Source organism: Azoarcus olearius, assembly GCF_001682385.1.
GTDB classification, from domain to species: domain Bacteria; phylum Pseudomonadota; class Gammaproteobacteria; order Burkholderiales; family Rhodocyclaceae; genus Azoarcus; species Azoarcus olearius.
Genome location: NZ_CP016210.1, coordinates 1146480 through 1169496, shown reverse-complemented (window position 1 = coordinate 1169496; position 23017 = coordinate 1146480). Strand labels below are relative to the sequence as shown.

The 23017-nt window shown below is 69.6% G+C and carries 19 protein-coding genes; 4 read left to right on the top strand and 15 right to left on the bottom strand.

Translation table 11 applies throughout. The annotated features are described in order from the left end of the window. Window positions 1–3: 3 nt before the first annotated feature. On the bottom strand, window positions 4–1056 hold the full coding sequence (locus dqs_RS05465) for an NADP(H)-dependent aldo-keto reductase (protein ID WP_248887639.1): 1053 nt from the start codon (window positions 1054–1056) through the stop codon (window positions 4–6). 118 nt (window positions 1057–1174) lie between these two features. Here dqs_RS05465 and rlmM point away from each other — a divergent pair, with 118 nt between their 5' ends. The 3 genes from rlmM (at window position 1175) to dqs_RS20955 (ending at window position 6484) form a co-directional block, all read left to right on the top strand. Beyond that, on the top strand, window positions 1175–2269 hold the full coding sequence (gene rlmM / locus dqs_RS05460; protein ID WP_065339896.1) for a 23S rRNA (cytidine(2498)-2'-O)-methyltransferase RlmM: 1095 nt from the start codon (window positions 1175–1177) through the stop codon (window positions 2267–2269). Window positions 2270–2466: 197 nt separating this feature from the next. Next, the gene (locus tag dqs_RS05455) at window positions 2467–3951 is read left to right on the top strand and encodes a DEAD/DEAH box helicase (RefSeq protein WP_065339895.1); all 1485 of its coding nucleotides are present in this window, start codon (window positions 2467–2469) and stop codon (window positions 3949–3951) included. 109 nt (window positions 3952–4060) lie between these two features. Then, a complete protein-coding gene (locus tag dqs_RS20955; RefSeq protein WP_157108149.1) occupies window positions 4061–6484 on the top strand; it encodes a sensor domain-containing protein in 2424 nt (807 codons plus the stop codon). On the opposite strand, the gene dqs_RS05445 is transcribed toward dqs_RS20955, so the two are convergent. From dqs_RS05445 to hemC, 14 genes are all read right to left on the bottom strand, one after another. Then, the gene (locus tag dqs_RS05445) at window positions 6478–6828 is read right to left on the bottom strand and encodes a hypothetical protein (RefSeq protein WP_065339893.1); all 351 of its coding nucleotides are present in this window, start codon (window positions 6826–6828) and stop codon (window positions 6478–6480) included. The two genes, dqs_RS20955 and dqs_RS05445, sit on opposite strands and share 7 nt — an antisense overlap. A gap of 114 nt (window positions 6829–6942) precedes the next feature. Continuing rightward, entirely contained in the window at window positions 6943–8322 is a 1380-nt protein-coding gene (locus dqs_RS05440; RefSeq protein ID WP_011764739.1) for an NAD(P)(+) transhydrogenase (Re/Si-specific) subunit beta, read from the bottom strand. Continuing rightward, complete coding sequence (locus tag dqs_RS05435) at window positions 8319–8627, bottom strand: NAD(P) transhydrogenase subunit alpha part 2 (RefSeq protein WP_011764738.1); 309 nt, start codon at window positions 8625–8627, stop codon at window positions 8319–8321. Before dqs_RS05435 ends, dqs_RS05440 begins: the two co-directional genes overlap by 4 nt. Before the next feature lie 13 nt (window positions 8628–8640). Then, complete coding sequence (locus tag dqs_RS05430; protein ID WP_065339892.1) at window positions 8641–9762, bottom strand: NAD(P) transhydrogenase subunit alpha; 1122 nt, start codon at window positions 9760–9762, stop codon at window positions 8641–8643. 178 nt (window positions 9763–9940) lie between these two features. Further along, window positions 9941–10717, bottom strand: coding sequence for a PP2C family protein-serine/threonine phosphatase (locus dqs_RS05425; RefSeq protein WP_011764736.1), 777 nt, complete (start codon window positions 10715–10717; stop codon window positions 9941–9943). Between the two features lie 125 nt (window positions 10718–10842). Next, window positions 10843–12087, bottom strand: a complete 1245-nt coding sequence (glcF, locus tag dqs_RS05420) for a glycolate oxidase subunit GlcF (RefSeq protein WP_065339891.1) — start codon at window positions 12085–12087, stop codon at window positions 10843–10845. A 3-nt stretch (window positions 12088–12090) separates the two neighbouring features. Further along, window positions 12091–13152: a glycolate oxidase subunit GlcE gene (gene glcE / locus dqs_RS05415; RefSeq protein WP_065339890.1), complete on the bottom strand. Its 1062-nt coding sequence runs from the start codon at window positions 13150–13152 to the stop codon at window positions 12091–12093. Further along, window positions 13149–13295: a hypothetical protein gene (locus dqs_RS20670; protein ID WP_011764733.1), complete on the bottom strand. Its 147-nt coding sequence runs from the start codon at window positions 13293–13295 to the stop codon at window positions 13149–13151. The genes glcE and dqs_RS20670 overlap by 4 nt, the downstream gene beginning before the upstream one ends. Window positions 13296–13299: 4 nt before the next feature. After that, the gene (locus dqs_RS05410; RefSeq protein WP_236778735.1) at window positions 13300–14823 is read right to left on the bottom strand and encodes an FAD-linked oxidase C-terminal domain-containing protein; all 1524 of its coding nucleotides are present in this window, start codon (window positions 14821–14823) and stop codon (window positions 13300–13302) included. A gap of 69 nt (window positions 14824–14892) precedes the next feature. Next, complete coding sequence (locus dqs_RS05405) at window positions 14893–15612, bottom strand: FadR/GntR family transcriptional regulator (RefSeq protein WP_011764731.1); 720 nt, start codon at window positions 15610–15612, stop codon at window positions 14893–14895. A 155-nt stretch (window positions 15613–15767) separates the two neighbouring features. After that, window positions 15768–16967, bottom strand: coding sequence for a heme biosynthesis HemY N-terminal domain-containing protein (locus dqs_RS05400; RefSeq protein WP_065339889.1), 1200 nt, complete (start codon window positions 16965–16967; stop codon window positions 15768–15770). Between the two features lie 12 nt (window positions 16968–16979). Beyond that, the gene (locus tag dqs_RS05395; protein WP_065339888.1) at window positions 16980–18176 is read right to left on the bottom strand and encodes a uroporphyrinogen-III C-methyltransferase; all 1197 of its coding nucleotides are present in this window, start codon (window positions 18174–18176) and stop codon (window positions 16980–16982) included. 9 nt (window positions 18177–18185) lie between these two features. Next, window positions 18186–18983, bottom strand: coding sequence for a uroporphyrinogen-III synthase (locus tag dqs_RS05390; protein ID WP_179948014.1), 798 nt, complete (start codon window positions 18981–18983; stop codon window positions 18186–18188). A 15-nt stretch (window positions 18984–18998) separates the two neighbouring features. After that, the gene (gene hemC / locus dqs_RS05385; RefSeq protein ID WP_065339887.1) at window positions 18999–19949 is read right to left on the bottom strand and encodes a hydroxymethylbilane synthase; all 951 of its coding nucleotides are present in this window, start codon (window positions 19947–19949) and stop codon (window positions 18999–19001) included. Window positions 19950–20254: 305 nt separating this feature from the next. Here hemC and ppc point away from each other — a divergent pair, with 305 nt between their 5' ends. After that, entirely contained in the window at window positions 20255–23008 is a 2754-nt protein-coding gene (ppc, locus tag dqs_RS05380; RefSeq protein WP_011764726.1) for a phosphoenolpyruvate carboxylase, read from the top strand. Window positions 23009–23017: the final 9 nt, after the last annotated feature.

Here is a 23017-nt window from a genome sequence, read left to right as displayed (position 1 = left end):
GCGTCAGGGCGCCGGATTGGTGTAGCGCAGGTGGATGGCGTCGATCGCAGACACCAGCTCCGCATCCAGCGGCACATCCCACGCTGACAGGTTTTCCTTCAGTTGCGCCATCGTCGTCGCACCGATGATGGTGCTCGCCACGCACGGCCGTCGATAGGTGAAGGCGAGCGCGAGCTGCGCGGGCGTCAGCCCGCGCTCGGCGGCAAGTTCCGCGTAGGCGCGAGCGGCCGGCACCACATTGGGTTTGCCGTAGCGCTGGCCGAACTGCTCGAACAAGCTCAGCCTGCCCGGCGCCTGCGGATCGGCGAGGTACTTGCCGGTCAGGTGCCCGAACGCCAGCGGCGAGTACGCCAGCAGACCCACCGACTCGCGGTGGCAGACTTCGGCCAGGCCGTACTCGAACACACGATTGAGGAGGCTGTAAGCGTTCTGCGTCGACACCACCCGCGGCAAGCCGTGCAGCGCGGCCAGGCGCACGAACTCCATCACGCCCCACGGATGCTCGTTGGACAGGCCGACGTAGCGCACCTTGCCCTCGTCCACCAGTTCGGCCAGCGCCTCGAGCTGGGCGCGAATCGATGTGCACTCGCGCTCCTTGTCCGGCTCGTACTGCCACTGGCCGAACATCGGCTGATTGCGTTCCGGCCAGTGCAGTTGATAAAGATCGATATAGTCGGTGCACAGGCGGCGCAGGCTGCCCTCGACCGCCTCGCGGATGTTGACGCGGTCGAGCGCGAGCGGGCCTCCGCGGATCCAGCCCAGGCTGCGCGCCGGCCCCGCCACCTTGGTCGCCAGCACGATGCGCTCGCGCGCCTGGCGCGCCAGCCAGCTGCCGACGAAACGCTCGGTGGTGCCGCTGGTTTCCGCCCGCGCGGGCACGGGGTACATCTCGGCCGTGTCGATGAAATTGATGCCTTGGGCAAGGGCGAAGTCGAGCTGCTCGTGCGCCTCGGCCTCGCTGTTCTGCTGGCCGAAGGTCATGGTGCCGAGGCAGATCGCAGAGACACGCGGGCCGTTGCGGCCCAGTACGCGGTATTCCATGGAACGCTGCAGCATCGGGGACGGATCTCCTGTTGCCATAAAACCGACTGGCGACACTCGCCTGCCGTGGCGCGGCACCTTATGATGCGCCGCTTCGCAGCATGATACTGCAGCACGCCCAAGGCCCCGCCCGATGTCCTCCCACGCCCCCGCCTCCAGCTTTTCCGTGTCCGGCCTGCTCGCCTACTGCCGCGCCGGCTTCGAAAAGGAACTCGCTGCGGAGATCGACGACCTCGCCGCCGACGCCGGCCTGATCGGCTATGTGCGCACCGAGCCGGGCAGCGGCTACGCCGCGTTCGAGACCTTCGAACCGGTGCCGGTGATCAAGCTCGGCGAATTCGCCGACTGGCGCAAGCCGGTGTTCGCCCGCCAGCTGCTGCCCTGGTTCGACCGCATCGACGACCTGCCCGAACGCGACCGGGCGCGCCCCCTGGTGGATATGGTCAAGGGCTCCGGCCAGCGTTTTTCCGGCGTTGTGCTCGAAACCCCGGACACCGACGAGGCCAAGCAACGCTCCGGCTTCTGCCGCCGCTTCACCGAACCGCTCACGCGCGAACTCGAAAAGGTGGGCGCGCTGCGGCTCGGCAAGCCGGGCTTCCCGGTGCTGCACGTGATGTTTCCCACCGCCACCAGCGCCTGGCTCGCCGCCGGCCTCAAGGACCGCTGCGCGCCGTGGCCGATGGGCATTCCGCGCCTGCGCATGCCCTCCAACGCACCCAGCCGGTCCACGCTGAAGCTCGCCGAGGCCATCATGACCCTGCTCAGCGACGAGGAACGCGATTCCCTGTTGCGCGCCGGCATGCGCGCGGTCGACCTCGGCGCCGCGCCCGGCGGCTGGACCTGGCAGCTCGCCCAGCGCGGCATCCGCGTCACCGCGATCGACAACGGCCCGCTGCGCGACACCGTGATGGCCACCGAGATGGTCGAACACCTCAAGGCCGACGGCTTCACCTGGCGGCCGCAACGGCCGGTGGACTGGATGGTGTGCGACATGGTCGAGCAACCCAGCCGCATCGCCTCGCTGATGGCCGAATGGATCGCCACCGGGCGCTGCCGCCACACCATCTTCAATCTCAAGCTGCCGATGAAGCGGCGCCTCGAAGCGGTCGAACAGTGCCGCGAACTCATCCGCAAGCGGCTGGCCAGCGTCGGCCCCTTCGACCTGCGGATCAAGCAGCTCTACCACGACCGCGAGGAAGTCACCGCCTATCTCACCCTGAAGAAGTGAGCCCCGCGCCGGGGAAAGCCGTCGGAAGCACTTGTCACGAAACGATTTTCGGTGCACGTGTATAATCGCCGCTTTCCATGCACCCGGCCTGCCGGCTGGCGCGAGCGCTTCCGGGGCGGTTCCGCTCCCGGTCCATGTTCCTCCCGCCGCCCGGAGCGGCACCATCCACCGCAAGGCCGCCAACCAGAAAGGCGCCCATGAGTTTTGCCGACCTCGGCCTCATCCCCGAACTGCAACGCGCAGTAGCCGACGCCGGCTACACCGAGCCGACGCCGATCCAGCGCCAGGCCATCCCCATCGTCATCGCCGGCAACGACGTCATGGGCGGCGCCCAGACCGGCACCGGCAAGACCGCCGGCTTCACGCTTCCGCTGCTGCATCGCCTGGCACGCCACGCCAACACCAGCACCTCGCCGGCACGCCACCAGACGCGCGCGCTCATCCTCGCGCCGACGCGCGAACTGGCGATGCAGGTGTACGAATCAGTTAAGACGTACAGCAAACACCTGCCGCTGCGCGCCACCTGCATCTATGGCGGGGTGGATATGAACCCGCAGATCCAGGAACTGCGCCGCGGCATCGAAATCGTCATCGCCACCCCCGGCCGACTGCTGGACCACGTGCAGCAGAAGACGATCAACCTCACCCAGGTCGAGATGCTGGTGCTGGACGAGGCCGACCGCATGCTCGACATGGGCTTCATCCCCGACATCAAGCGCATCCTCGCGCTGCTGCCGGCCAGCCGCCAGAGCCTGCTGTTCTCCGCCACCTTCTCGGACGAGATCAAGAAGCTCGCCGACCAGATGCTGAAGAACCCGCAGCTGATCGAAGTCGCGCGGCGCAACATGGTGTCGGAGACGATCACCCACCGCGTGCACCCGGTGTCGTCGGGCATGAAGCGCAACCTGCTCGCCCATCTGCTGCGCCACCAGCCCGACACGCAGGCGCTGGTCTTCGTCGACACCAAGCTGGTATGCGGCCGGCTGGCCCACTTCCTCGAACGCCACAGCATCTCGGCCGACTCGATCCACGGTGACAAGAGCCAGCAGCAGCGCACCGAAACGCTGGAAGCTTTCAAGGCGGGCAAGCTGCGCGTGCTGGTCGCCACCGACGTCGCCGCACGCGGCATCGACATCGACGAGCTGCCCTACGTCATCAACTACGAGCTGCCGCACACCGCGGAAGACTACGTGCACCGCATCGGCCGCACCGGCCGCGCCGGCCACCAGGGCAACGCGGTGTCGCTGGTATGCACCGAAGAAAAGCACCTGCTGGCCGACATCCAGAAGCTGATCAAGCTGGAGATTCCGCAGGAAGTGGTGCCCGGCTTCGAGCCCGACCCCGATTTCTTCGAAGCCGGCAGCCGCGCCCACAGGGGCCGCCGCCCGGTCGAGGATTTCGACGAACGCCCCCGGCGCGAGCCGCGCGGCGGCCGCGAAGAACGCCCGCCGCGCGAAGAGCGCGCCCCGCGCGAGGATCGCGGCGCCCGCAACGTCGTGGCCAAGCGCCCGCCGCGGTCCACGATCGCCCCGGACGGTTTCGATTTCAGCAAACCCTACGTCGCCAAGCCCGTGGCGCTGGCCGAAGGCGCCGCCCCCGACGCCAGCCCCGCCGAAGCCGGCACGCCGCGTCGCGGCCAACGGCCGATCGCCTTCCTGCTGGGCGGTCTCGGGCGGAAATAGGGCCGCCTCCCCCGGCTATTCCGGGGCTGGCGCGGCAGCGCTTCAAGTATTCTGGTGACCCGCCGATAAGTGCGGGGAACACCGGAAAATCCTGGACATGCTGCCGCCGATGAACCCTTCAGGCCGCCCGCGGGGCGACGACCACTCCGACGAAGCACCCAAGGAACCCTTCCGCCCCGACCTCTCGGAAGGGGCCGAGACCGGCGTCTACCTTGCCCTGCTCGAACTGCTCGACGAGGGCCTGATCATCACCGGCGACGAGACGGTGCTCGACGCCAACAGCGCGGCCTGCGCCCTCTTGCAGCGCGACTACCGCGAGCTTGCCGGTCAACCGCTCGCCAATCTGTTTCCCTCCGAACGCGCCTTCATCGAAGCCCGTGCGCGCCTCTTCATCCAGGGGCAGATGCGCGGAACGCTGACGGTCGCGCTGCCGGCGGGCGGTACCGCAGCGCTTCGTTTCATCGCTGCGCCGCGGCTGCGCCCGGGCATCCATGCGCTGATTCTGAGCCCGCTGCCCTCTGCCACCGCCGCCGCCCAACCCGCACCCACACCTGCCGATACCGTGTGGCCGCGGCTGGCCGCAGCCCTCAGCCAGGGGGTGCTCGTGCTGGACGACGGCGACCGCATCACCGCAGCCAACGCCGCGGCGCTGCATCTTCTTGGCCGGACGCGAGACGACGTGCTGAGCCGCCCGCTCGCCGACCATCTGGACGTCAGCTGGCCCGCGCCCGGTCAGCCGGCGCTTGCCCATGTCACCTTGCCGCACGCCAGCGCGCCGCTGCCCGCCCGCGTGCTCGCCGGCCCGCGCGCGGGCTGGCGGCTGCTCGTATTGCCGCCGCGGACAGAAGACACCGCGACGGAAGGCCTGCATCTGCCGGTGGACGTCTTCGACGCGGCCAGCCAGGCGATCCTGGTCACCGACGACCAGAACCGTATCGTTGCGGTGAACCGCGCATTCACCGAGATCACCGGCTACAGCCGCGACGAGGTGATCGGCCAGAACCCGCGCCTGCTCAGCTCCGGCCGTCAGGAGCCCGCCTTCTACGCCGAGATGTGGCAGACCCTCGAAGCCAGTGGTCAATGGCAGGGCGAAATCTGGAACCGGCGCCAGAACGGCGAGATCTTTCCCGAGTGGCTCACGATCACGGCGGTCCGCGACGCCCAGGGCGCCGCACGTCATTACCTGGCGATGTTCACCGACCTCACCGCGCGCCGCCAGGCGGAGGCGCGCGCCGAGTACATCGCCCACCATGACATCCTCACCGGACTTCCCAACCGCCGGCTGTTCGAAGCCCGCTTCAAGGAGGCCGCCGAGCAGGCCCGCCGGCGACGCTGCAGCGTAGGCGTGTTGCGGATCGACATCGACCAGTTCAAGGCGGTTAACCGCGAGCATGGCGACAATACAGGAGACGCCTTTCTGCAACAGATCGCGCGCCGCCTGCAGGCCAGCTTGCCACGCGGCGCAGTCGTTGCCCGCGAGCGCAGCGACACCTTCCTCGCCCTGCTGCCCGAACTCGATCTGGCCAGCGCCGCGAGCCGCGCCGCCGACGACATCCTTGCGGCGCTCGGCCCCGCCTTCCGCACCGAAAGTTGCGAGGTCGCGATCAGCGCCAGCATCGGCATCGCACTGTTTCCAGGCGATGGCGCCGACCTCGACACCTTGCTGCGTCACGCCGGCATCGCGCTGCGCCAGGCCCGCCAGTTGGGCGGCAACAGCCATCAGCGCTACCAGGCTGGCCAGGGCGGCGGCATCGAGCAAGCGGAGTTCGGCGCCGAATTGCACGGCGCGCTCACGCGCCGCCAACTCGAAGTCTATTTCCAGCCGCTGGTCGATGCGCGCAGCGGCCGCGTGCGCGCAGGCGAAGCGCTACTGCGCTGGCGCCACCCCGAACTCGGCCTCATTCCGTACCGCCACTTCGTCGCGACCGCCCGCCACAACGGGCTCGTCGCCGCCTTTGGCGACTGGGCGCTCGTCACCGCGTGCAACGCCGCGGCGCGCTGGCCCCAAGGCGCGCAGGGCGTGCCTGCGGTGACGGTCAACGTTGCGCTCGAACAGGTTCTGCGCGGGGATTTCGCCACCACGGTGGACAAGGCGCTGGCGGCCAGCGGCCTGGCGGCGACGCGGCTGGAACTCGATCTCGACGAGGCCATCCTCGCCAGCGACGACGAGGTCACGCTCGCCACCCTGCGAACGCTGGCCAAGCGCGGCATCCGCTTCGCGATCGACGATTTCGGCCGTGGCCTGTCGTCCATTCCGCGCCTGCGCCGCTTCCCGGTGCAGGCACTCAAGCTCGATCCGGCACTGGTCGCGGGCGTTGGCAAGGACGAGGACGCCGAAGCGGTGGTCGAAGCGATCGCGCGCCTGGCGGCCTCGCTCGGGATAGAGGTGTTGGCACGCGGGGTGGCAGACCCGGCACAGCAGGCCTTCCTCTCCGCGCTCGACTGTCACTTCCAGCAGGGCCCGCTATTCGGCGCCCCGCTGCCGGCGCCGGCGTTCGCAGCCCTGCTCGAAACGGCGGCGGGCGTTCAGTAGTCCATCAGGCTGCGGCAGGTTTCCTCGCGCCCGGTCATCGCGCTGAAGCGCTTCAGCCGGTCACGCACGAAGTCGTCGGGAACGCGCCGGTCGGCGCAGTAGTCGCGCAGCGTCATCGCGTAGGCGACGTTCTGCATGTCGGTCACGGTCTTGGCGATCGCGGGGAAGATGTAGTTGCTGGTGTCGCGCCAGTCATCCGCCGGTTTGGGCGCGTTGGCGGCGGGCGCTGGTACCGCAGGCGCAGCCGCGCCGGCCGGCGTCGTCGGCGCTTGGGGCGCAACGGCCTGCGCCCAGGCGAGCGACGCGGGGAGCATCAGGATCAGAATGGAACGCAGCGGAGACATCGGCCGGCAGGGCGACACGCGGGAAGACACGGTGGTCAGGATGCCACGGTCTACGGCGCGCGTCGCCTCCGACTTTAGAGCGCGCGGCACCGCCGGGTGCCGCGCCCGCCACGCTCAGGCTTCGAGCGCCTTCACGTGGGTGATGACCTCGGCGATGGCCTGCTGCGCACTGCCGTACAGCATGCGGCAGTTGTCCTTGTAGAACAGCGCGTTCTCGATGCCCGAGTAGCCTGCGCCCTTGCCGCGCTTCACCACGATCACGTTCTGCGCCATGTCCGCATTCAGGATCGGCATGCCGTAGATCGGGCTCGACTTGTCGGTGCGCGCCACCGGATTCACCACGTCGTTGGCACCGATGACCAGCGCCACCTCGGCCTGCGCGAAGTCGGCGTTGATCTCCTCCAGGTCGAAGATCTTGTCGTAGGGCACGCCCGCTTCGGCCAGCAGCACGTTCATGTGGCCCGGCATGCGGCCCGCGACCGGGTGGATCGCGAACACCACCTCGACACCGCCTTCCTCCAGCAGCTGCGCCATCTCCCACACCTTGTGCTGGGCACCGGCCACCGCCATGCCGTAGCCCGGCACGATGATGACCTTGCTGGCGTAGCGCATCACCGAGGCCGCATCGAGGCTGGAGAACTCCTTCATCGTGCCTTCGATGCCCTCGCCGCCGCCGCTGGCCGCGCCGCTGATCGGCGTGAACAGCACATTGGAGATCGGCCGGTTCATGGCTTTCGCCATCAACTGGGTGAGCAGCGTGCCCGAGGCGCCGACCACGATGCCGGCCACGATCAGCGCCGGGTTGCCGAGCACATAGCCTTCAAAGCCGACCGCCAGACCGGTGAAGGCGTTCAGGAGCGAAATCACCACCGGCATGTCGGCGCCGCCGATCGGGCTAGTGAGGATCGCGCCGAGGATGAGCGCGAGCACGAAGAACACGATCACCAGCACCGGATCGATGCTCGGCGCGGCGATGATCGCGATGCCCAGGCCCACGGTGACGAGCGCGAGCACCACATTGACCGCGTTCTGCGCCGGCAGCCGCCAGGCCTTCTTCATGATGCCCTGCAGCTTGGCAAACGCGATGCACGAACCCGAGAAGGCGACCGAGCCGATCAGCGCGCCGAGCACTGCGAGCGTGGTCACCACCGGGCCATGCACTTCGCCGCGGGCGAATTCCAGCGCCGCGATCGCCGCCGCGGCGCCGCCGCCCATGCCGTTGTAGATGGCGACCATCTGCGGCATGTCGGTCATCTTGACCGTCTTGCCGCTCCACCAGGCCACCGCGGCGCCACTGACGATGGCGACGATCATCCAGCCGAAGTTGTGCAGCCCGGGGGTGGCGAAGGTGACCAGGGTCGCGAACACCATGGCGATGCCGCCCCAGACGATGCCGCGCCGCGCCGTCACCGGCGAACTCATCGCCTTCAGCGCGAGGATGAAGACAACAGCGACCGCGAAGTAGGACGCGTCGATGAACCATTTGGCCGTCATTGCGCGCCCTCCTTCTTGCTGCTGCCACTCTTGTTGAACATCGCGAGCATGCGCTCGGTCACCACGTAGCCGCCGGCGGCGTTGGCCGCGCCGAGGAACACGGCGACGAAGCCGATCGCCAGCTGCAGCGGGCTCTCGGGGTCGGCGTGGCCGAGCACGACCATCGCCCCGACCAGCACCACGCCGTGCACGAAGTTCGAGCCCGACATCAGTGGGGTGTGCAGGATCACCGGCACCCGCGAGATGACCTCGTAGCCGGTGAAGGCGGCGAGCATGAAGATGTAGATTGCGGTAAAGCCATCCATGGCAGCGTCTCCGTTACAGGCCGAGGGCGGCTTTGACACCGGCGTGGCGCAGCTCGCCGGCGTGGGTGAGGCAGGTGCCCGCCAGCACTTCGTCGTCCCAGTCGAGCGTGAGCGCGCCGTCCTTGATGAAGGGGCCGATGAAGTTGAAGAGGTTCTTGGCGAGCATCTCGGTCGCGTGCACCGGCATGCGGCTGGCGATGTGGGTAGGGCCGATCACCAGCACGTCGTTGATCCAGGTCTTTTCCCCGGCGACGGTGCCTTCGACGTTGCCACCGGTCTCGGCGGCCATATCGACGACGACCGCGCCCGGCTTCATGCGCGCGATCATGTCGGCGGTGATGATCTTCGGCGCCTTCTTGCCGGGGATCGCCGCGGTGGTGATCAGCGCATCGCACTGCGCGACGGCCTTGGCCAGCCGCTCGGCCTGCTTCGCCTTTTCCTCGTCGGTGAGTTCGCGGGCGTAGCCGCCCGACCCCGCCGCCGACACGCCGGTATCGACGAACTTGGCCCCGAGCGACTCGATCTGCTCACGGGTTTCGGGGCGCACGTCATAGGCTTCCACCATGGCGCCGATGCGGCGCGCGGTGGCGATGGCCTGCAGCCCGGCGACGCCGGCGCCGATCACCAGCACCTTGGCCGGGCGGATGGTGCCGGCGGCGTAGGTGAGCATGGGGAAGAACTTCGGCGAATGGTCGGCGGCGATCAGCGCGCACTCGTAGCCGGCGACGGCCGCTTGGCTGGAGAGCACGTCCATGCTCTGCGCGCGCGAGATGCGCGGCAGCAGTTCCATCGCGAACGCGGTGATCTGCTTGTCTTGCAGCAGCTTGATGCGCCCGGGGTCAGACCACGGCTGCAGCAGGCCGATCAGCAGCGCGCCCGGCTTCATCGTAGCCAGATGCTCGGCCGACGGCGGCTGCACGCACAGCACGATGTCCGACTGCGCGAACACCTCGGCGGCGGCGCCCAAGGTCACGTCGCCAAAGGTTTCGTCGCGGTAGTGCGCGGGCACGCCCGCGCCGGACTCGATCACGACCCGGGCACCCAGGCCCAGATACTTCTTCACCACATCCGGCACCACGGGCAGCCGGCGTTCGCCGGGTATCCGTTCGGCCGGCACTCCGATCGTCAATGGCATGACTCCTCCCTGGAGGTCTTATTCAAAATAAGAAGCGCGCCAGTCGGATCGGATCGTTAGGTATTGCTGTTCCCGACTCCGACGATGCGGCGCGCATTGCGCCGGATATTACCGGGAACGCGGTTGCGTACAACCATGAGACGGATGGGGGATTTCCCTGATTCCGCGCCGGCCGGGCTCAGCCGATGAACGCGGGGCGGGGGCTGGACTTGGGATCGGAGAGCTTGATCAGCGCGAGCGAAATGTTGTCGCCATAACCGCCGGCGCGGCTGCGCGCAAGGTCGATCAGCAGTTGCGCGGCTTCGCGCGGGCGGTGGTTGTCCACCACCAGGCCGAGTTCGTCGTCGGAAAAATAGGACCACAGCCCGTCGGAACACAGCAGGAAGCTGTCGCCTGCCATCAGCGTGTCCGTCTCCCCGTACTCGACACGCGGTTCGCGCTCGCTGCCCAGGCAGGACAGCAGCACGTTGCGTTGCGGGTGATTGAGCGCGCCGGCTTCGTCGAGCCGGCCCTTGCGCAGCATCTCGCCCACCAGCGAGTGATCCTGTGTGCGAAAGCAGGGTTCGCGTCCGCGGAAGTGGTACAGGCGCGAATCGCCGCAGTGAGCCCACGCCGCCTTGCCCGGCTGCATCAGGAAGACCACCGCGGTGCTGTGCGGATCCTGCTCGCTGGTGAAGCGGGTCAGCTTGATGACGACATGCGCCTCATCGACGATGCTCTGGAGCAAGTGGCGGCCGGTTTCATGCGCGGGCTGAAAAGCCTCGAAGTTCTGCTTGGCCTTGATCGTGACCTGCTCGGCCGCCATTGCCCCGCCGGAATGGCCGCCCATGCCGTCGGCGAGCACGGCCAGCAGGGTCCCGGTTTCGGTGGGATGGGCAAACAGGGCGACGCGGTCCTGCTGCTCCTTCCTGTCCCCGGTGTGGCGGGCGACGCAGGTTTCGGCAATCAGCGGCATGGAGGGCTAGATCATTGGTTATGAGTCGCATCATAACAATGACCCCACCCTCCCGCCCCGCCGCCGGTCACGGAAAAGCCGCCGCCGGATGCCGTTTGTGACCTGCATCACAGCACCACGACTGCTCAGATTGGGAAGCCGTTGAGCCGCGCGTCGATCGCCTCGATCCAGTGCCGGACGGGGGTCGCCGTGCCCGCCTGCAAGTGGGTGATGCAGCCGATATTGGCCGAAAGGATGAGTGGCGCACCGCCTTCGCCGAGCGCCGCGAGCTTGTTTTCCCGCAGTTGCTGGGCGATTTCGGGCTGCAGCAGCGAGTACGTTCCGGCGGAACCGCAACACAGGTGGGCGTCGCGCACCGGGGTCAGGCGAAAGCCGGCAGCACCCAGCAATTGCTCCACCGCACCGCGGATCTTCAGGCCGTGCTGCAGCGTGCATGGGGCGTGCCAGGCAACCGCCGTTTCCCCGCCCGTCTTGCTGCGCAGCAGCGCCTTCAGCGACGCCTCCTGGGCGCTTACCACCTCGGCGACGTCGCGCGTCAGCGCGGCGATGCGCGCGGCTTTGGCGGCATAGGCGGCGTCGTGCTGCAGCAGGTGCCCGTAGTCTTTCACCTGCACACCGCAGCCCGATGCGGTCATCACCAGGCCTTCCACCTCGCCGCCCTCGATCGCCGGCCACCAGGCGTCGATATTGCGCCGGGCTTCGGTGCGCGCGCCATCGTGATCGTGGAGATGGAAACGGACCGCGCCGCAGCATCCGGCGGAGGGCGCCTCCAGCAGCGAGATGCCGAGGCTGTCCAGCACCCGCGCGGTCGCGGCGTTGATCGACGGCGCCATTGCGGGTTGCGCGCACCCTGCCAGCGCGTACATGCGGCGCGCATGACGCGGCCGCGGCCACGGCCCCGGCGCACGCACCATGGGCACCTTGTCGCGCAGCGTCGCCGGCAGCATCGCACGCACGCTGCGGCCCGCCTTCAGCGCGGCGCCGAAGACGGCCGCACGCGGCACCAGTTCGCGCAGCACCCAGCGCGCGGCGCGATCCGCCCCGCGGCGCGGGACCCGCTGCTCGACCAGATGACGGCCGATGTCCGCCAGCCGGCTGTAGTGCACCCCGGACGGACAGGTGGTTTCACAGGCCCGGCAGGTGAGGCAGCGATCGAGGTGCAGGCGGGTCTTCTCGGTCACCGGCTGGCCTTCGAGCAACTGCTTGATCAGGTAGATCCGCCCGCGCGGACCGTCCAGTTCGTCGCCGAGCAACTGGTAGGTCGGACAGGTGGCGGTGCAGAAGCCGCAATGCACGCATTTGCGCAGGATATCGTCAGCCTCGCGGCCTTCAGGCGTATCGCGGATGAAATCGGCAAGCTGGGTCTGCATGCGTCAAAGTCCTTGGTAGAGGCGCCCGCGGTTGAAGATGCCCGCGGGATCGAATGCGGCCTTCAGGCGGCGATGAATGCGCAGCAGCGGCTCCGGCAGGGGATGAAAGACCTCCCCACTGCGGTTGCCGCCGGCGAAGAGCGCCGCAGTGCCGCCGAGTTGCGCGACGCGCTCGCGCACGGCTGTCGCGGGCAGGTCGGTATGCAGCCAGCGCAGCGCGCCGCCCCATTCGATCAACTGCTCGCCCGCCAGCCGCAGCGGCGCCGCCGAACTCGGCAGCGACAGGCGCCATAGCGGCCTCGCGGCAAACCATGGCGCGGTGTGCTCGCGGATGCTGGTCCAGAATGCCGCCGCGAGCGCCTCGTCGAGCCGTTCGCCGCCCAGCCGCGCCTGGGCGGCAGCGACCGCTGCGCTCGCGCCCGACAGGCGCACCGTCAGCACGCCGTCGTGCCAGGTGGAGGCCGACAGCGGCAGCGGTTGTCCGCCCCAGTCGTTGAGGCGCTGGATCGCGCTCGCCTCGTCGCATTCAAAACGCAGCGTGGCCTCGGCGGCGGGACGCGGCAACACCTTCAGCGACACTTCCAGCAGGACGCCCAGCGTACCGAGGCTGCCCGCCAGCAAACGAGACACGTCGTAGCCGGCCACGTTCTTCATCACCTGGCCGCCAAACGACAGCGCGTCGCCGCGCCCGTCGAGCAGCCGGGCGCCGAGCACGAAGTCGCGCACCGCACCGGCGCTCGCACGCCGCGGGCCGGACAGGCCGGCGGCCACACAGCCACCCACGGTGGCCGCCGGCCCGAACGCCGGCGGCTCGAAGGCGAGGAACTGGTCGTGACGGGCGAGCAGGGCTTCGAGTTCGGCGAGCGGCGTGCCGCCGCGGACCGTGACCACCAGCTCGGTGGGTTCGTAGCTGACGACGCCGTGGTTATCCCTCAGGTCGAGCACCTCGCCCTCGCCAGACCGGCCATAGAAGGCCTTCGTGCCGCCACCGCGCAACTGCAGCGGCGTATCCGCCGCGGCCGCCGCGCGGATGCGATCGGCCCAGGCTGAAACGATGTCCGTCATTGCTCTTTCGCCTCACGTTGTTGTTTGCCTTGCGGCCGGCGCCCATTGCGCCCACCGACCGCGCGCAGCGCCAGCCACGCCCCGACGAGCGACAGCACCGGCACTGCGACGAACAGGAATTGCACCCAGGCCTTGTCGCCCATGGCTTCAGAACCGCGGCAGTTCGGGATGCGGCAGGGCGCCCCCGCTGACGCGCATGCGGCCGTATTCCGCGCAGCGGTGCAGCGTGGGAATCGCCTTGCCCGGGTTGAGCAGGCCGAGCGGATCGAACGCGGCCTTGAGGCGGAAGAACTGCAGCCGCTCGCCTTCACCGAACTGGCTGCACATCTGGTTGATCTTCTCGACGCCCACGCCGTGCTCGCCGGTCACCGTGCCGCCCAGGGCCACCGACAACTCGAGGATGTCGGTGCCGAACGCCTCCGCGCGCTCGAGTTCGCCCGGCTGGTTGGCGTCGAACAGGATCAGCGGATGCAGGTTACCGTCCCCGGCGTGGAAGACGTTGATGCAGGCAAGACCGTACTTCTGCTCCATGCCCTGGATCGCCTCCAGCATTTCGCCCAAGCGCTTGCGCGGGATGGTGCCGTCCATGCAGTAGTAGTCGGGCGAGAGCCGCCCCGCGGCAGGAAAGGCGGCTTTGCGTCCGGCCCAGAAACGCAGGCGCTCGGCCTCATCCTGCGAGACGCGGATCTCCGTCGCGCCGCTGGCCTCGAGCACCGCGCGCACGGCGACGATTTCCTCCGCCACCTCTTCGGGCGTGCCATCGGATTCACACAGCAGGATGGCGCGTGCATCGAGCGGATAACCGGCATGGACGAACTGCTCCACCGCGGCGGTCGCCGGCTGATCCATCATCTCCAGCCCGGCGGGAATGATGCCCGCGGCGATGATGGCCGCCACCGCCTCCCCCGCCTTGACCACGTCGTCGAAGGCCGCCAGCACGCACTGCGCCAACTGCGGCTTGGGCGTCAGCCGCACCGTCACCTCGGTGACGACCGCGAGCATGCCCTCCGAGCCGGTGACCAGGGCCAGCAGGTCGTAGCCCGCCGTATCGAGCGCATGGCTGCCGAACTCCACCACCTCCCCCTCGATCGTCACCCCTCGCACCCGCAGCAGGTTATGCACGGTCAGGCCGTACTTCAGGCAATGCACGCCGCCGGAGTTTTCCGCCACGTTGCCGCCGATGGTGCAGGCGATCTGCGACGACGGATCGGGCGCGTAGTACAGCCCGTAAGGCGCCGCCGCCTCCGAGATCGCGAGGTTGCGCACACCCGGCTGCACCACCGCGGTACGGGCATGCGGATCGAGATGGAGGATGCGGTTGAAGCGCGCGAGCGACAGCAGCACGCCGTGACGATGCGGCAGCGCGCCGCCGGACAAGCCGGTGCCGGCGCCGCGCGCGACCACCGGCACGCCGAGTTCGGCGCACACCGTCAGCACCGCCACCACTTCGTCCTCCGTGGCCGGCAGCACCACCGCCAGCGGCAGCGCGCGGTAGGCCGACAAGCCGTCGCACTCGTAAGGCCGCAAATCCTCGGCTTCAAACATCAAGGCGCCTGCCGGCAACACCCGCGCCAAGGCCTCGACCACGCGCGCCTTGTCGAGCGCGGAAAAGTCGCGCTCCACGATCCCCGCCTCCTCCGGCACCACGTCCACTCCACCGCTCTCTGTCACGTCCACCTCCTGTCGTCGTTCATGGCAGCCGCCGGTCTGCGCCCCGTCGGCCCGGTGTCGCCCCGCGGATCAGGGAAATGCCGCGGCGAGGCCGGTCAGCCCCAGTCTGCGCGCCGCCGCAACCAGATGCGCGCGTGCCGCGGCCCGCGCCGCTTCGGCATCCCCCGCCTCGATCGCGCTGAAGATGCGGCGGTGCTCGGCCTGCGCCTCGGCGGCGCGGCCCGATCGTAGCCCGCCGGCGTCCCAGGTCGGTGCGCGGGTTTCGGAGAACTGGCGGCCGACAAAGGCGAGAAAGCGTTCGAGCTGGGTGTTGCCGGTGGCTGCCGCGATCGCCACATGAAACGCATCGTCGGCCTGGGCGCCGTCGGGCGCGCCGTCCAGCGCGCGATCCATGCGGCTCAATGCCGCCGCCAGGCGCGAAAGGTCCGCGGCGCTGCGGCGGCGGGCGGCGAGTTCGGCCGCGCCTGCCTCGACCACGCAGCGTATCTCGAAGATTTCCTCCACCTCGGCAAGCGACGCCTTTCCGCCGCGGACAAGGCGAAAGCTGCCCTGGCCGGGGCTGGCAGCGACAAAGGCGCCGAGGCCTTGCCGGGTTTCCACGCTGCCCTCCGCCTTCAGGCGGGACACGGCCTCGCGCACCACCGCACGGCTGACGCCCAGGCGCTCGCACAAGACCTTTTCGGTCGGCAGTCGCGCGCCGGGTGCCATGCCCTCGTCCCGGATCAAGGACTCGAGCTGGCGCGCAACGGTATCACTGAGGCGCTGTGGGCGGGGTAGGAGCGCGGACATGGGTCATCTACTTGTCGGACAAGTAAGCTGCATCCTAGCTGCTCACCGGCGGGCTGTCACCCCTTGCCGTCCGGCCCGGCGGCCCCGGCAGGAAATGGGAGCGCAAAAGAAAACGGGGCTCCGCAGAGCCCCGCTTGTTAGCCGTGCGCCCGCCGTCAGGCCAAGGCGCCCGCGGTGCCGTCGACACGTAGTGCCGCCGCACGATAGTGCGTCTGGGCCTCGTCGCTGCGCTCCAGGCGATCGAGCAGGCGCGCGAGCGCGAGATGGGTTTCGACCGTTGGGGCAAGGTTCAGCGAGGCTTCGAGGTAGCTCTGCGCCTTGCCCCAGAGCTGCGCGGCAAGGCACAGGCGCCCGAGCGCGAACAGCAGGCCGGCATCGCGCGGATGCTTCTTCAGCCACGCCTCGCCGCGCGCAAGGCAGGCCACGGCATCGCCCTCGCCGTCGCCGCAGTGGGCGTACAGACGGGCCAGGCCACTGTCCCATTCCTCGTCCAGCAGGCGCTCAAGCGTGCGCCGCGCGAGGGCACCGCGCCCGGCGGCGGACAGCATGGGCACCGCGCGCTCCACAAAGCGGCGGTCGCGCAATTCGTCGGCGGGAATGCCGTTCCAGTAATCAGCGAGCGCGGCGGCATCGCCTCCGAGTTCTTTCAGGCGCTCGGCGTGCGCACGGCGCAGCAGGGGCGCGGCCTGCTCGTCGGACAGCGCCTTGTGCTTGTAGAGCTGGCGCGTCAGCCGCAGGACCTCGTCCCACTGCTGCAGCGCGGACGCCACCCGCAGCGACAGGCGCAGCGCGGCGATATGGCGATGCCCCGACAGGCGCAGCATCTCGAGCCGTTCCGCCGCCTCTTCGAAGCGCCGGCCCTCCACCGCGAGTTCGGCTTCGGTCATCAGGCGCGCGGCGCGGGCATCCTCGCCCTGGTCCGCAGCGTGGCCGATCCAGATCCGGTAGCGGGTGTCGTCGCGCATGGCATGCGCCGCGCGCGCCGCCACCAGCGCCGCCATCGCAGGGCTTTCGCCCGAGGCGAAGGCGCCGGAAGCGTGCTTGACCGCTTGCGCGAAACGCCCTTCGAACAGGGCACGCAGGGCCTCGCGCAGCGCGCGGCCCGCCTTTTCGCGCCGGCGCCGCTCGCGCCACGAGCTGACCCGCGCGGGCAGTTCGAGCGTACGGCCAACGAGCCGCAATACGAGATAGCCGGCCGCAAAACCGAGCAGGAGGAGGACTACCAGCAGGTTCAGCGACAGCTGGACCCGCCACGGCGGCAGGACCACCAGCACGTAGCCGTCATTGAGGCGGGCAAGCATCGCCAACCCCACCGCGGTGGCAAAGATGCCGATCAGCCAGAACAGGGCGCGCATGGGGCCGGTTCCTCAGCGCTGCGGGGCCGGCGCGCGACCACCATTGGCCGGCCTGGCCGGTTCTGCCGCAACAGCGGGCGTGCGGGGTTCGCCGGCACGGGTCTGCAGCACCCGCAGCGCGGCGAAGCTCTCGGTCAGGGCCGGGCGTTCGTCGCCGACCGACATCGCCTCGAGCGCCTTGAGTTCGCCGATCGCTTCGCCGACACGTTCGTCGCGCGTATCGAAGAAGCGCTCCATCCAGCTGCGCGCCTGGGCGAGGTCGGCGGCATAGGTGCGGCCGTCGCGCGCGAGCAAGGCCAGCCGCGCCGTGAGCAGGCGGATCTTGAGGTTTTCGCGCAGGAAAGTGCTCTGCGCCGGGGCCAGCAGCACCGGTTCGGACTGATCCAGCCGCTCGACACGGACCAGCGAACGCAGTTCGCGCCACACGTCGCGCCCCAGCTCGGTGATGAAGGCCAGCGCCACATTGAGGCGCCCGGGTTCAACCGCTGCCGCCTGTTCCGCGCCGTGCTCGGCATTGGCGGGCGGCTGGCTTTCGAAGGCGAGCGGCAGCGCATCGCCGCGTTCCAGCAGACGCTCGAGGCGCAGTGCGATACCGCCGACATCCACCTCGGGCTGCAGCTTGAGCTGCTCGATATCCTTGGCGAGCGCACGCCGCAGCACTGCCAGCTGGCCCTTGTCCTGCAACGCCAGCCGCGCCTCCGCGCCCTGCAGCGCGATCAGTGCAGCCTCGATGTTGCCGGCGAGCTGAAGCTGCTGGGCCGCCACATTGACCGCCTGTTCCACTTCCGCCACCACGCGATCTTCGCGCGAGCGGGAAAACTCCTGATAGAGCGCCTCCAGGGCCGCCGCCTGCCCTTCGGTCGCCTCGATCTGCGCCGCAAGCGCGCCGACCCGGCCCTGCAGCGCGGCCATCGCCTCCTGCTGCTGGCGCGCAAGCGCGCGGGCCTCGGCTGCCACGGTGTCGCCCGCGTTGAGGCGGCTCGCCAGCTCCTGGCGCAGTTCGCCGACCCGCGCCCGGGTCTCCCACGCCTGCCAGCCGGCCAGCCCGGCGCCGCCAAGCGCGAGCACGGCAAGGAGCAGCGCCCAGCCGCTGGCGCCCGATGAGCGGGACGGGGCGGCCGGACGCGGGTCCGACGGGGGAGGTTCTACGGAGGCGGCCGGCTGCGCGGCGGCCGGGGACGAGGTGAGCGCGGGAGTTTCTTCGTTCATGCCGAGAGTTTAACCAAAGTGGCGGACCAGCGTCTCCAGCAGGCCGTCATCGCCGGGCGGGGTTTCCTCGACGCGATCGAAGCCGGCGGCACGGGCGTGCGCCACGATGCGCGGATGGGGCGCGAACACGGTGACGCGCCGCAGCACGCCGAAGCCCTTCTCGCCCACCATCTCCACCAGGTTGCGCACCCCTTCGCTGCTGGTCAGCACGAGCGCGTCCAGCCGCCCCGTGCCGGCAGCCTGGATCAGCGGCGCGGCGTCCGCCGCCGGGCGATAGCGCCGGTAGCAGGACACCTGCTCGACCACGGCGCCGCGCGCGCGCAGCGCATCGGCGAGGAGTTCCCGGCCGCCGTCGCCGCGGAAGATGACGACGCGGCGGCCGTTGATCGCCGTCGCCGAAAACGCGGGCAGCGCGAGCACGGCTTCCGAGTCGAAACCTTCGGAAGGGGCGATCACCGCGCTGAACCCGGCTTCGCGCAGCGCACGTTCGCTGCCCTTGCCCACAGTGGACACCGCAAGCCGCTCGGGCCAGTGGCGGCGCGCGTTCACAGCCGCCAGCGCATGCTCCACCGCGTTGGGACTGACGAAGAAAGCGAGGTCGAAATGGTCGAGCCGGGCGATGGCCTCGTCGAGTGCGGCGGGATCTTCAACCGCGCCGATCGCGAGCACCGGAAACGGCAGCACCTGGCCGCCCGCGCGCCGGATGGCCTCGCACAGCGACAGCGCCTGGGCTTCCGGCCGCGTCACCGCAACCAGGCGACCCGCCAGCGGCAGTTTCGGGTCCGTCTGCCCGTGGGGCCGCGTCATGGCGGACGCGGCCGCTCAGCCGAGTTCGGCGAGGATGCGCTCCGCGCCTTGGGCGCGAAGATCGTCGGCCAGCTCGCGACCCAGCGCTTCCGCCGCGGCGGGATCGCCCTCGCGCTCCGCACGCACGATCTCGCTGCCGTCAGGGCGGGCCACGAAGCCGCGCAACCACAGGCGGGCGCCGCGCAGCTCCGCATAAGCGCCGAGCGGCACCTCGCAACTGCCCGCAAGCGCACGCGCCACGGCGCGCTCGGCGCGCACGCACGCCGAGGTGGCGGGATCGTTCAGGGGCGCAAGCCAGGCGGCCACCTCCGGCCGGCTGGAGAGGCATTCGATACCGAGCGCCCCCTGCCCCGCCGCGGGCAGCGACACCTCGGCCGGCAGCGTCGCACGGATGCGGTCGGCCAGCCCAAGACGCGTCAGGCCGGCGGCCGCGAGGATGATCGCGTCGTACTGCCCTTCGTCGAGCTTGCGCAGGCGGGTGTCGAGGTTGCCGCGCAGGCTGGTGACGGCCAGGAACGGATACTGCGCATGCAGCTGCGATTCGCGCCGCAGCGAGGAGGTGCCGACCACGGTGCCCGGCGGCATGTCGGCCAGACTGGCGTAGCGGTTGGAGACGAAGGCGTCGAGCGGAACCTCACGCGCCGAAATGCAGGGCAGCGCGAACGCCTCGCTCATCTCCATCGGCACGTCCTTCATCGAATGCACGGCGATGTCCGCGCGGCCGTCCAGCAGCGCGGTTTCGAGTTCCTTGACGAACAGCCCCTTGCCGCCGACCTTGGCCAGCGGGCGGTCGAGGATCTGGTCGCCGCGCGTGGTCATGCCGAGCAGCTCGACCGCGCATGCGGGATAGAGCGCCTCCAGCCGGGCCTTGACGTGCTCGGCCTGCCACAGCGCGAGGCGGCTTTCGCGGGTTGCGATCACGATGCGCTCGGGCGCGGCGGGCGAGGACGAGGTGGTGGAGGTCACGGTAACAGACTCGGAGAATGGGCTAGCAGAGGAAGGCGGCAGACAGACCGTGCGAGCCGTGGCCGGGAAGCCGACGCGGCCAGCGCGGATTTCGCACTGCACCATCAGGGTTGCCACCAATGGTGCGGAAGTCGGGGGCGATTCTAGCATGGCCCGCTTGCCCACCTTCCCGCGGGCGGCCGGATTCCGCCCCGGATGCGGTACAGTCCGGACGACTGCGGGTGCTGTGGCCGCCCCCAGACAACGAGACCCTCCCCTCCCGATCGTCGAGACCTTTGCCGGTCTTTTTTATTGCCCGGAACGCCATGACTCCAGACAAGGACGCACCCCTGCGCGAAGACATCCGCCTGCTCGGCCGCCTGCTCGGCGATACCGTGCGCGACCAGCAGGGCGCCGCCAGCTTCGACCTGATCGAGCGCATCCGCCAGACCTCGGTGCGCTTTCGCCGCGACGAAGACCTCGCCGCCCGGCGCGAACTCGAGGACACCCTGGACGCGCTGTCGCGCGAGCAGACGATCCAGGTGGTGCGCGCGTTCAGCTACTTCTCGCACCTCGCCAACATCGCCGAGGACCAGCACCACATCCGCCGCTCGCGCGCGCACCTGCTGGCCGGCTCCGCCCCGCGTGAGGGCAGCCTGGCCCATGCCGTCGGGCATGCGCTCGACGAACAGCGGCTCGACCCCACCGACCTTGCCGCGTTCTTCGACACCGCGCTGATCTCGCCGGTGCTGACCGCGCACCCCACCGAGGTGCAGCGCAAGAGCATCCTCAACTGCCAGACCGTGATCGCCCGTCTGCTCGACGAGCGCGACCGCATGCAGCTCACCCCGGACGAAGCCGAAGCCAACCTGGATGCGCTGCGCCGGGCGGTGCTGACGCTGTGGCAGACGCGCATGCTGCGTCCGGCCAAGCTGTCGGTGATCGACGAGGTGAATAACGGCTTGTCCTACTTCGAGACGACCTTCCTGCGCGAGCTGCCGAGGCTGTACGCCGCACTGGAAGACCGCCTCGCCGGCGCCCAGCCGGCGCTGGCCAACCACGAGCTGCCCGCCTTCCTGCAGGTGGGCAGCTGGATCGGCGGCGACCGCGACGGCAACCCCTACGTCACCGCCGACGTGCTCGAAGAGGCGCTGGCGATGCAGGCGCGCGTCGCGCTCGACTACTACCTCGACGAGCTGCACACGCTCGGCTCGCAACTGTCGCTTTCACAGGGCCTGGTGGGCGCCTCCGACGCGCTGCTGGCGCTGGCCGACCGCTCGCCCGACCAATCGCCCCACCGCAGCGATGAACCCTACCGGCGCGCGATCGCGGGCATCTATGCACGCCTCTCCGCCACCTACCGCAACCTGCTCGGCCATCCGCCGGCACGCCACGCGGTGGCCGAAGCCGAGCCCTACGCTGATGTCGCCGCGCTCGCCGACGACCTCGATACGCTCCACCGCTCGCTGGTCGCCAACGGCACCGCGGCGCTCGCACGCGGGCGCCTGCGCCACCTGCGCCGCGCGGTACGGGTGTTCGGCTTTCACCTCGCGCCGATCGACCTGCGCCAGAACTCCGACGTGCATGAGCGCGTCGTCGCCGAGCTGCTGGAAGTCGCGCGCCCCGGCGCCGCCTATCTCGCCCAGGACGAGGCCGGCCGCTGCGCCCTGCTGCTGGACGAACTGGCGACGGCGCGGCCGCTCGCCTCGCCGCACGTGCGCTACAGCGACGACAGCGAGGGCGAGCTGGCGATCTTCCGCGCCGCGCGTCGCGCCCACCTGCGCTACGGGCGCGGTGCGATCCACAACTGCATCATCTCCAAGACCGACGACCTGTCCGACCTGCTCGAACTCGCGGTGCTGCTGAAGGAAGCCGGGCTGCTGCGCCCGCTGGAGAAGGCGCTGGATGTGAACATCGTGCCGCTGTTCGAGACCATCGGCGACCTCGAGAACGCCGCCGGCGTCATGGACCGCCTGTTCTCCATCCCGGTCTATCGCGAACTGCTCGCCGCACGCGACCAGACCCAGGAGGTGATGCTCGGCTATTCCGACAGCAACAAGGACGGCGGCTTCCTTACCTCGGGCTGGGCGCTGTACAAGGCAGAGGGTGAACTGGTCGAGGTGTTCGGACGCCACGGCGTGCGCCTGCGCCTCTTCCACGGCCGCGGCGGCTCGGTGGGCCGCGGCGGCGGGCCGAGCTACCAGGCCATCCTCGCCCAGCCGGACGGCGCGGTGCAGGGCCAGATCCGGCTCACGGAACAGGGCGAGGTGATCGCGGCCAAGTACGGCAACCCGGAGGTGGGCCGCCGCAACCTCGAAGTACTGGTCGCCGCCACGCTGGAAACCAGCCTGCGCCGCGATGGCGGCGACGCCACGCCACGCACCTTCCTCGACACGATGCAGGCGCTGTCGGACGCCGCCTTCACCTGTTATCGCGGGCTGGTGTACGAAACGCCGGGCTTCGAGCAGTACTTCTGGGAGTCGACGGTGATCTCCGAGATCGCCGGCCTGAACATCGGTTCGCGCCCGGCTTCGCGAAAGAAAGGCACCCGTATCGACGACCTGCGCGCAATCCCGTGGGTGTTCTCGTGGTCGCAGTGCCGGCTGATGCTGCCGGGCTGGTTCGGCTTCGGCAGCGCGGTAAAGCAGTGGCTGGCGGCCCATCCCAAGGACGGCCTGGGGCTGCTGCAGCGGATGTACCGCGAGTGGTCGTTCTTCGCGACGCTGCTGTCCAACATGGACATGGTGCTGTCCAAGACCGACCTCGCGATCGCCTCACGCTACGCGGAACTGGTGAAGGACCCGGTGCTGCGGGACAGTATCTTCGAGCGCATCCGCAGCGAATGGAAGGACACCGTGGATGCGTTGCTGGCGATCACCGAGCAGGTGGAACTGCTGGACGCCAACCCGCTGCTCAAGCGCTCGATCCGCAACCGCTTTCCCTACCTGGACCCGCTCAACCACGTCCAGGTGGAGCTGCTGCGGCGCCACCGCGAAGGCAACGGCGAGGATGCCCGCATCCGCAACGGCATCCACATCTCCATCAACGGCATCGCCGCCGGCCTGCGCAACAGCGGCTGAGGCCCCCGC